Annotated in this window: 11 protein-coding genes; 2 read left to right on the top strand and 9 right to left on the bottom strand. The window is 27.3% G+C overall.

Going from position 1 to position 11,034, the window contains the following annotated elements:
* Positions 1-450: CD3072 family TudS-related putative desulfidase (locus ACRC03_RS09905; RefSeq protein ID WP_438652405.1), on the top strand; the 450-nt coding region annotated here is incomplete at its 5' end.
* A 181-nt stretch (positions 451-631) separates the two neighbouring features.
* On the opposite strand, the gene ACRC03_RS09900 is transcribed toward ACRC03_RS09905, so the two are convergent.
* Positions 632-1,426 (bottom strand): HAD family hydrolase, encoded by a 795-nt coding sequence (locus tag ACRC03_RS09900; protein WP_438652404.1) that lies wholly within the window; start codon positions 1,424-1,426, stop codon positions 632-634.
* Between the two features lie 54 nt (positions 1,427-1,480).
* Complete coding sequence (locus ACRC03_RS09895; protein WP_438652403.1) at positions 1,481-1,768, bottom strand: hypothetical protein; 288 nt, start codon at positions 1,766-1,768, stop codon at positions 1,481-1,483.
* Positions 1,769-2,083: 315 nt separating this feature from the next.
* Between ACRC03_RS09895 and ACRC03_RS09890 the strand changes: the two genes are divergently transcribed.
* Positions 2,084-4,735 (top strand): cation-translocating P-type ATPase, encoded by a 2,652-nt coding sequence (locus tag ACRC03_RS09890; RefSeq protein WP_438652402.1) that lies wholly within the window; start codon positions 2,084-2,086, stop codon positions 4,733-4,735.
* 298 nt (positions 4,736-5,033) lie between these two features.
* Here ACRC03_RS09890 and ACRC03_RS09885 read toward each other — a convergent pair whose 3' ends face one another.
* The 7 genes from ACRC03_RS09885 to ACRC03_RS09855 all read right to left on the bottom strand — a co-directional run bounded on the left by ACRC03_RS09885 (position 5,034) and on the right by ACRC03_RS09855 (position 10,990).
* On the bottom strand, positions 5,034-5,360 hold the full coding sequence (locus ACRC03_RS09885; protein ID WP_438652401.1) for a hypothetical protein: 327 nt from the start codon (positions 5,358-5,360) through the stop codon (positions 5,034-5,036).
* A gap of 27 nt (positions 5,361-5,387) precedes the next feature.
* Positions 5,388-6,398, bottom strand: coding sequence for a GIY-YIG nuclease family protein (locus ACRC03_RS09880; RefSeq protein WP_438652400.1), 1,011 nt, complete (start codon positions 6,396-6,398; stop codon positions 5,388-5,390).
* A gap of 100 nt (positions 6,399-6,498) precedes the next feature.
* Complete coding sequence (locus ACRC03_RS09875) at positions 6,499-7,812, bottom strand: hypothetical protein (RefSeq protein ID WP_438652399.1); 1,314 nt, start codon at positions 7,810-7,812, stop codon at positions 6,499-6,501.
* A 10-nt stretch (positions 7,813-7,822) separates the two neighbouring features.
* Positions 7,823-8,644 carry a hypothetical protein gene (locus ACRC03_RS09870; protein WP_438652398.1) on the bottom strand — a complete coding sequence of 274 codons (822 nt, stop codon included), beginning with the start codon at positions 8,642-8,644 and terminating at the stop codon, positions 7,823-7,825.
* Positions 8,637-9,329, bottom strand: a complete 693-nt coding sequence (locus ACRC03_RS09865) for an ABC transporter ATP-binding protein (protein WP_438652397.1) — start codon at positions 9,327-9,329, stop codon at positions 8,637-8,639. Before ACRC03_RS09865 ends, ACRC03_RS09870 begins: the two co-directional genes overlap by 8 nt.
* 26 nt (positions 9,330-9,355) lie before the next feature.
* Complete coding sequence (locus tag ACRC03_RS09860; RefSeq protein WP_438652396.1) at positions 9,356-9,712, bottom strand: GntR family transcriptional regulator; 357 nt, start codon at positions 9,710-9,712, stop codon at positions 9,356-9,358.
* A gap of 297 nt (positions 9,713-10,009) precedes the next feature.
* On the bottom strand, positions 10,010-10,990 hold the full coding sequence (locus tag ACRC03_RS09855) for a hypothetical protein (protein ID WP_438652395.1): 981 nt from the start codon (positions 10,988-10,990) through the stop codon (positions 10,010-10,012).
* Positions 10,991-11,034 lie beyond the last annotated feature (44 nt).

Below are 11,034 nucleotides of genomic sequence, written 5' to 3'. Positions count from 1 at the left end.
AAAAAATTAATAGATTGTGGCATAGGTATTATTCAACTACCATGCCCTGAAATGTTATTGTATGGCATTAAAAGATGGGGACATACTAAAGAACAATTTGATAATAAATTTTATCGTTCTCAATGTAGAATAATGCTAGAACCTTATCTTATACAATTTGATGGATATATAAAAAGCGGCTATAATATAAAAGGTATAATTGCTATAGATGGGAGCCCAAGCTGTGGCTACAACAAAACTTGCTCGTCTACTCTATGGTTTGGAGAATTAAGTGGTTGTCCTAACTTAAAAGAAAAAATAGATGATGTTGAATGTGTTCATGGAATGGGCATATTTATAGAAGAGCTTTTAAATATGATGAAAGAATATAATTTAAATATTCCTATTATCGGACTTGATGAAAGCAATTTAGATAACAGTATAGATAATATTTTAAAAACGTTAATATAATTTAATTTTTTCAACTTATATTTTTCCAAAGTCTTTCGATGAGATATTTAATTATAAGTAAGAAAATATTGAAGAATCAGAGTGTGAAGTTTTATTTGATATAACTCCACCTTCATTCTAAAGACTACCACAAATAAAGCTTATAACTATCTAAAAATGTATAGTTATAAGCTTTATTTTGTTATATTGTAGCTTTTTCTCTAAATAAATTCTCTTTTATAGCTTCTATTACTCCATTTTCATCATTAGTTTTAGCTATAAATCTAGCTTTATTTTTAACCTCTTCTTTGGCATTTTCCATTGCATAACTATAATAAGCTGAGCTCATCATTTCTAAATCATTTAAATGATCTCCAAAAACCATCGTTTCTTGATAGTCTACATTAAACTTTTCTTGAAGAATTTTTATACCTTGTTTTTTAGTTCCTCCATGTTTACAAATATCAAAACAATAAGTTCCCGATGGGGTTAACATAACTTCATCTTTTAAAACTTCTAATGCTTTAAAGTTTTTTAGAACATTTTTTCCCTTTCCAAAGCAAGTAACTTTTAATATCTTGTCTTCTATTTTAGTTATGTCTTTTATGACATTTATTTTCAGTCCCCATTTTCTCCCAAAGATTGCAGGCATTATACTTTCACTGTAAATTGTATTTTTTCCGCTATAGATAGTTATGTGCTTACTATTTCGTCTCACTATTTTAGCTATTTTTTCTATTTTTTCTTTTTCTATATAATTTTCAAATAATACTTCTCCTTTATAAGTTATAAAATTTCCATTATTAGATGCAAAAATTATATCTTCATCTATATCTTTAAATACATGTCTTAAAGATATCATATCTCTCCCACTTACTGCTGCGAAAACAATACCTTTAGACTTAAGCTTCTTTAATATACTAATAAATTCTGAATTTATTTTTTTATTTGAGTCTAATAAGGTTCCGTCCATATCAGATGCTATTAGTTTTATCATATTTAACCCTTTCTCCTAAAGGTTTATTACTGCATTATAATAAACCTTTATATTTTAATTATATTCTTCTAATAATTCGTCTGCCTCTACTAATTTTTGTGTATTAGTTATGGAGTTTAATAATACACTATATAGAGGTAGTAAATCTTCTTCTTTATATCCAAATAACTTTATATTATCAGCTATATCTTGAAGCATATCTATCTTATTGTCGTTAATCATTGATATTATATCTAGTATATACTGTATTTGCTGATAAGAACTATCTCTTAAAATACCATCACTTAACATCTGATTATACAGGTATTGGACTGTATCATTTAATCTATTGCTTTGAGCCATATGTACCTCCTTAAAATTTTCTATATTATCCATTTCGACAAATTTTGCTTAATTCCTTCAATTATCCATACTTAAATTTTGCTTATCTAGTTTAAATTATATTTTTGTCATTGATTTTATCCATATAATTACATACAATTATTATTATAAAAGGGAGTAGTCAAAAAGTATAGTTCAACATTCATGGTCTAAGACCTGGACTATACACCTATATGGTTGACGAGACTTTTAACAAAATTAATTATTTTGTTAAAAGTCTTTTTTAATACTTCTTCTAAATTATCATTTAAAATATTTTATAAAGGGGGAATAGTGATGTATCGAAAGCAAATTAAAAGCACTACCGAAGAATTTAATGTAGACTTAAATAATGGTCTATCCAGCGAGGAAGCTAAAAATAGACTTTTAAAAGATGGACCTAATTCACTCGTAGAAAAAAAGAAAAAAACAAAGTTACAAATGTTTTTATGTCAACTTAACGAACCAATGATTTACATCTTAATCGTTGCTGCTGTAATATCTTTTGCTTTAAAAGAGATAAGTGATTCAATCATAATTATTGCTGTTGTACTTATTAATGGAGTAATAGGCATGATTCAAGAGGGAAAAGCACAAGATGCACTTGAAACACTAAAAAAACTTTCTGCGCCTAAAACTATTGTAAAACGTGATGGTAAACAAGTAGAGGTAGATGCAAAAGATCTTGTTTTAGGTGATGTAGTTCTTTTAGAAGCAGGTCGTCAAATACCTGCAGATCTTAGACTTACGTTTTCTTCTAACTTAAAGATTGAAGAATCTGCTCTTACGGGTGAATCTGTTCCTTCTGAAAAAAATGCTTTATTTATGGCATCTGAAGAGCTTCCACTCGGGGATAGAATAAATATGGCATATATGTCTACTAGTGTATCCTATGGACGTGGTGAAGGGGTCGTAGTAGCCACAGGTATGGATACAGAAATAGGTAAAATTGCTTCAATGATAAACGAAAGTACAGACACTCTTACTCCACTTCAAAAACGACTTGCTGATCTTGGAAAATTACTTGGTATAATTGCTATTGTTTTATGTGTATCTCTTTTTGGTATAGCTATACTACAAGATAGAAACATTGTAGAAATGTTAATTACCGCTATTTCTCTTGCTGTTGCTGCTGTGCCTGAAGGATTGCCTGCAGTTGTGACTATAGTTCTTGCACTTGGTGTTCAAAGACTAGTAAAAGTTAATACTATTGTAAGACGTTTACCTTCTGTTGAGACTTTAGGTTCTGTAAGTATAGTTTGTTCTGATAAAACTGGTACACTTACTCAAAATAAAATGACAGTGGTAGAATGTTTTACTAACGGAAGCTCTTTAAAAGTAAATGAGATGATTTATAGCCAACATAAAGTATTTGTAGATGGATTTATGCTTTGTAATGACTCTTCTGTAAGAGGCAATGATAGATTTGGAGACCCTACTGAACTTGCTCTTGTTGATATGGGTATAAAAATTGGTCTTACTAAAGATTTTTTAGAAAAAGATCAACCTCGTGTAAATGAACTACCTTTTGACTCTGATAGAAAAATGATGTCTACTGTTCATCAATTTGGAGATAATAAAATATCTTACACAAAAGGTGCTTCTGACAGTATGCTTGTTAACTGTAAATACATATTAGAAAATAATAATGTTAGGCCAATTACAGATAATGACTTAAGTAAGATTAATCAAGCTATTAAAAATATGTCTAATCAAGCTCTTCGTGTTTTAGTTCTTTCAGCAAAATACGAGAAGCATGAAGATTTTGAAAAAGATATGGTCTTTGTAGGCCTTGTTGGTATGATAGATCCACCTCGTGAAGAAGTAACACCTGCAATAAAAAGCTTTAAAGGTGCTGGTGTAAGAACTATAATGATTACAGGAGACCACAAAGATACAGCTTTTGCTATAGCCAAACAACTTGGAATAGCTGAAAGTATTGAGCAATGTATGACTGGTATGGAACTGGACCTAATCTCTCAAGAAGAGTTAGCTACTAAAATAGATGACTTATGTGTATTTGCGCGTGTTTCTCCACAGCATAAGGTTCTAATTGTTCAAACTCTTAAGTCTAAAGGATACATTGTATCTATGACTGGTGACGGAGTAAATGATGCTCCATCACTTAAAGCTGCTGATATTGGTATTGCAATGGGTATTACTGGTACAGATGTTGCAAAATCAGCTTCAGATATGGTTTTAACAGATGATAACTTTGCTACAATAGAAAAAGCTATTAGCGAAGGTCGTGGAATTTACGCTAATATAAGAAAATCTGTACTTTTCCTTCTTTCATCAAACTTTGGTGAAATTATCACAATGTTCTTGTCTATAATATGTGGTCTTGCTTCTCCACTTAAAGCAATTCACATCTTATGGGTAAACTTGATTACAGATTCACTTCCAGGTCTTGCACTTGGTGTTGATGAAAATGATAAAGATTATATTATGAAGCAAAGACCTCGTGATCCTAATGAAAGTATTTTTGCAAATGGTGGTTTAACTTTAACTTTATTCTACGGTACTGTAATAGCTGCTATAACTCTTAGTGCTTTTGTATTTGAACCTGTTAAGAATATATTAGCTTCAGGTTTAAGTATAACTTTAGAAAATCTTATAACTGCTTTGAATGACCCTGAAGTACTTAAACATAGCCAGACTTATGCCTTTACTGTATTAGCACTTTCTCAACTTTTCCATGCTATAGGTATGAGAAATGTAGATAAATCTATATTCTCTATGAATCATTTAGAAAATAAAATGATGATTGCCGCTTTTGTGATTGGTTTTATATTACAAATAGCTGTTACAGAAGTACCATTCCTTGTAGCTGTATTTGGTACTACTCAATTACATATAGTTGAATGGGTTTATTTAATACTTCTTTCTACTGTACCTCTGATTTTCCATGAAATTATAGTACTTGGTAAAATGATAAGAAATAAATAGTAATATAAAATTTATCCCGCAAAGGAGGGAGTTGTGTAAGTTTTCCTTCCAGCAGGCAAGCTGCAAGGTCGGTGCAACTCACACAACTCCCTCCTTTGCTCATGATAAACTTTAAAGTTTTTAAAAAGTTCAGTTTCTAGTTTAATCTATAAATTAAAATTTATTTTACTATTATTCATTTTATAAATTTATTTAAATATGTTCTCCATCTCCAAGACTCTTTCCTGTAAATATCTTTTATTGACTCAATCATTAATGAATCAATTTCTTTATATGTAGTCATTTATATACCCCCTTTTTAAAGTAAAGAGTTTACCTTTAATTTTTCTAATAATTCTAAGGCTTTTTCTTTTGTAGTTAAGGTTAATTTTGCATCGTCTGTTAAGCTTTCCCCTATGTATTTTTTATCTACAAACTCTTCTCCATTTTTTATTTTTATAAAATAAGGTCTATTAGTGTTTGATTTAGTGAGTGTACAGTAAGATAAAACATCACTTTCTTTATCATAGTTCCATACTTGTACTGAAGTAGCTACTCCTTCAAGTAATTCCATTTCTGAAATTATATGTACTTCCTCTACTTCTCCATTTATTAATTTTTTCATTTCATCCTTACATCTTCCCATAACTTAATTTCCCCCTTTTGGATTAGTTTATTTTAGTATATACTCTATATCTTTATTATACCTTATGTATGAATAGATAATATTTATAAAATCAATATCATATTTTTCTACATTATTATTTTCATTTGTATCCTCATTTTCTGCATTTATTTTTTGCATTTCATATTTTTTTAAATTTTCTTCTAAGTATTTATGTTTATCTATATTCTTAAATATGTTTATATCTTCAATCTCACTCTTTATTAAAATTCCTCTTTTTATGGTGTAAATTTTATACTGTTTTTCATTTAACTTTATCCACGCAAGTATATCTTCTTTTGTACTATTGTCTATAATCTCACTTTTCTTAAATAGACTATTTATTTTATCTATCTTATTTTTAAGTTCTTGAGCTTTTTCAAAGTTAAGCCTTTTTATTTCTTCTTCCATTTCCTTTTGCAGTATCTTAGCTATATAAGTGGTTTCTCCATTTAAATCAGTTATAAGGTTGTCTATAATTTTATTGTAATCATTTTTGCTTATACTATCTCTACAAGGTCCCATACACTTTTTCAAGTCATAATTAAAACACTTTGTCATTCTCTTGCATCTCCTTAATCCATAAACTTCGTTAATAATTTTTTTTATTTCTTCTAGCTTTTTCCCTGTGGTATATGGTCCAAAATATATAGCATTATCTTCTATATCCTTTACAATTTGAATATAAGGAAATTCTATTCTTCGGTCTAATTTCATATAAGAATAATTTTCATGATTTTTCATAAGCTTGTTATACATTGGCTTTATCTTTTTTATTATTTCACATTCTAAAATAAGAGCATCTAATTCTGTGTCTGTGGTTATTATTTCTATGTCATGTATTCCCTTAACCATACGTTGTACTTTCTTTGAATGTGAATTTGAGTTTGTAAAGTAACTTTTAATTCTATCTTGAAGACTTTTTGATTTGCCTACATATATCACATTATCTTCCTTATCTTTCATCATATATATCCCAGGAGTTTTTGGAAAACAATTTATTTTTTCTTTTATATCCATATTTTCACCTTCAATTATATTATATCTATAAATATAGCATAATATTGTTCACAAAAAAATCCAACGATTAGATTTTAATCATTGGACTTTATATATTTTTTTACAATTCATCTTCCTTTAAAATGCTAATATTTTCATACTCACCTTTTTCTTTTGGTAGTTCTCCAATGTATACTGTTTCCTTAGTTTCTTCATCTACTATAAATAAATAGTTTGTACTTGAAGTTGGGCTTATTATTGAATTTCCATCAGAATAAGCTGATAATACTATATAAAGTTTATCGTTTATATTCCTAAATTTCCTAATTCCATAGTTATTAACATCTTCTATTTTATATTTAAAGCTAGGATTATCTAATTTTATAGTGTACTTTTCATTGTCATAAATAATATTTTTAGTTTCTAAATCCATAGTATTTATATATATATTTATTTCTTTTTTACTACTATCATATATGTTTTTTATAAAGTTAACTTTATTGTCTTCTAGTTGGTATCTAAATGGTGATCTTCCACTTACATCACTATTTCTACTTTCGTATGATAAATCATTAAAATCTTTATAGTATAAATCATCTTTAAACATTTCTATAGACGTAAGTTTTTTAGTTTCTAAATCATATTCTAATAATTCACTTTTTACATTTATTTCATTTTTATCTCTTATTTCTTTTATAAAATAAAATGAGTTTTTATTTACAAATACTCCATTAATATTGTACTCTTGTGATGGCTCTGATACTCTTTCACTAAATATTATTTGTGAGGTTTTATTTTTCATATCTAGTTTATATATTTCAATAAAGCATCCTGTTTTTGAATCATCTTCTACTTCATCTGTTGTTGAAGATTTCATAGTCGAGGTCATAGCTAGGTATACTTCACCATTATATTTTATTGGTGCAGCAAAGTTCCAAATATCAGCATCTTGATGATATTCAAAGTTAGACTCTAAAGATATTATTTTCTCTATTGTCTTGTTTGTTTCTAAATCTTTTTCTTTGATATATGCTTCATATTTTATCTTTTTAGTATCTAATTTATAATAGTCATAGTCTATGTCTACCTGTATATTAATGATAGATTTATCATCTTTATATGAACCCTCTTCATAATATGCAGTTTCTAATACATCTCTATTATTTTTATTAAAACTTGATAAGCTAAGGTTTCTAGGCATTTCTTTACAATAATTCTCAACATCTATATTGTCTTTTGATATATTAACTTGAGTAGTTTTGTAAAGCCCTTGTCTTTCTTGATATGCTACTACCATATCTTCTATTTCTTCTTTATTTCCATTTATATCTATAAGTTTGTAATCTTCTTTATTAAATATTTCAAGTGAAACAATAATTACTGCCATAGAAGTAATAGTTACTGCTAGTATAGTTTTTGCTAACTTTTTGTTCATACTTTCCCTCCTACATATAAACTTTATTTGTTATAAGCTGATATGATATTTTAATTGATAGTGCAAATAGTAAAATATAGTAAATACTATGAGCTAATAAGAATCTATCTGAATAATTTGATAGACTTATTAATACACAATATATTAATATAGATAATCCTATATACATAACCCCTAAGATTATCCCTTTTTTCTTATATGCCCTCTCTATCATTACTCCTGTGAAAATTACTATTACAGCTAATATTACACCAACTAAATTTATCATAAAAAAGTCCATAAAGTAGGTTTGTATTAAACGTAAATCTCCACTAAGTAATACTCCTCTCGTAAATACAGAAATCATCTGAGGTATTTTAAGCTTGGATAAGCTGCTTATTATAACCAACTCCACACCCCAACATAATATTTGCGTTAACATTACTCCATATATCATAACTACTATTGTTATTAATTTTGCTATGTAGATATTAAATCTGTTTGTAGGTAACATAAATAAGGTGTAAGAAGTCTTACTTTTTCCTACAAAATCTCTATACCATATAGCTATTGCATATATTAGTACAAAAATTACTGCTAATCCCAATAATAAATTTGTGAAATAATATATGTTTTTCAGCTCATACTCAAGTAATAATCTTCTTATATTTGGCGTACTCAATTTTGCTAAACTAAATTTTGTATTAGTACTAATCTTTTCATTACTTAATATTCTAAATATATTTAATCCTAGAATTCCTAGGTTTCCAACAAATAAAAATCCGAGTAAACCAAAGAATAATTTGTATATTCTTTTAAATTCTATGTAATATAAAGTTAATATTTTATTCACCCCTATATACCTCCCTCATTTTATCTACAATAGACTTGCCTTCAATTTCTCTAGTTTCTTCTGCATTAAAGCTAAAAGCAACCTTGCCCTCATCTATTATAATTACATCATCTACCATCATTTCAATTTCACTTATCTCATGAGTAGTAATAATTATACTTTGATCCTCATTCATGTACTTTGCCATTACCCCAATAAATTCTTCTCTTTTAAAAATATCTATTCCTGAAAAAGGCTCATCTAAAAGTGTATATTTAGCATTTTGAGCAAATCCTAAAATTATTTTAACCCTTGCTTTGTTTCCTTTTGATAAAGATGATATTAATCTATCCTCAGTTAAATTAAACATTTCTAGCATTTCATAGGCTTTTTCATCTTCCCAGTTTTCATAAAATTCTTTCATAAATTCAAAGCTTTCTTTTATTGTAAGTTGCGTAAAATGATTATCTATATCTGGTACAAAAGCCAACTTATTATAAATTTTGTGATTTATTTTTTCATTGTCTATAAGAATTTCTCCACTATCAATCTTTATAAGACCACAGATTACCTTTAAAATAGTAGATTTTCCAACCCCATTTATTCCTAATATGCAAGTGATTTTACCTTCTTTTATATTAAAAGATATATCATCAAGAGCATTTAATTTTTTATATATCTTAGTTACATTTTTTATTTCTATCATAACTTTTTCTCCCTAATATATAATTTTTAATATCTATCACTTATAATCTCTAATATTTCTTCTTTTTCTACATTTATTGATTTCATATTTTCTATAAAAATTTCTAAAGACTCATTTATAAGTTCATGTCTTATTTTAGTTATGGTTTCATTATTTGTTGTTATAGTACTTTGATAGTTTCTAACTGTAGTTATAATTTCCATATCCTCCATCTCCTTATATGCCTTTTGTACTGTATTTGGATTTACCTTTATCTTTACTGCCATTTCTCTTCTAGAAGGAATCACATCTCCTGGACTTAAATTTCCTATTACTATTTGTTGTTTTATGTATCTTATAATCTGAAGATATACAGGTTCTCTGTCATTAGGTATAAAGTTCATACATTCACCTCCGTATTAATGTATTATACCAGTAATACACCTTTAAGTGTATTGTACATATAATACACTTGAATTACAATTATATTTTTATTTTTTGCCAATAGATTTATTAAATTTAATATAATTTTTCTTAAATACAAACAAAAACTCGCTTTTCTAATTTCGCCACCAGCTCTAACCGTTGCTCAAAAACTTTTTTTATACTCACTAAGTATCTTAATATTAATTATACATAGTAGCTTATCTAAAGTTTTTAAGGTAATATAATTTGCTTAAACGTAAAAAACTTCCTATTAATTAGGAAGTTTTTTTATCTAAGCACTTTTTAGGATCTAAATTTATATTTATCCATTTTCCATTTTCATCTTTTTTGTACTGAGCTATTTCTTCATCTGTACCATTAGTTAACTCATAAAATAATATCATATATTCATTTCCATCATTACCCAAAAACTTAACTTGTTTCTTATATCCATCTACTTCTGTAGGATGTCTTTCTTTTATTAAATTGCACCAGCCACCATACCTAATATCAACAGACATTTCTGCATCATATGCCCAACCATGATATGGAGCACATAAGTAATTTTCTCCATAATAATCTATATAGTCAATTTTATATTTATTATTCTCTTCAGTTAAATAAACATATCCATAGTAATATGCAAAATACCCTACTCCAGAGTCAGAACCTTGAATAGTTTCTACTTCTACGAAGTATTTCAAGTTATTTAAGTGCTCTTTATCTGTTGGAACTTGCTCTAATTTTATTAAATTTGTACGTAATATATTTTCAAAAGATTTAAGGTATTCATAATAAGTTGTATCTTTTTTATAGGAATCTGTCAAAAAATTATAGGCTATAGGGTAAGGTCTATTTGCTTCTCCTATAGTTCCACACCCTGTATTTTTACTTTCTAAGGGATTTGCTGCTTCTCTTAATACACTAAAATAATTTATTATAGTATCTTCTGGAGTTTTTAATACTTCCTTTGATATATTAATCTCTGTAGGTTTTTTATCGTAAACATCACCAATAGTATAGTTTCTATTATTTATAATTGGCAATTTAGATGGTCTAAAATACTTTTCTAAATCATTTGTATTACTTGAATTATCCACTTCCTTATCATACTTATTTAACTCTTCAAGGTAATATCTTCCACCCATTATTAACTGTTCAGTATTATTTTGTTTATTATATATAAAAAAACTTAAACCTCCTACTATTAGTGTAATAATTGCCATATTAATTAATTTATTTTTTAATATATTCAATATTTACCTCTCCTATCAATTTGTACTTTTATAAATATATATTA

The organism is Romboutsia sp. (genome assembly GCF_051659545.1).
Classification (GTDB): Bacteria; Bacillota; Clostridia; order Peptostreptococcales; family Peptostreptococcaceae; genus JBOFOR01.
This window is presented reverse-complemented; position numbering and strand designations above follow the sequence as displayed.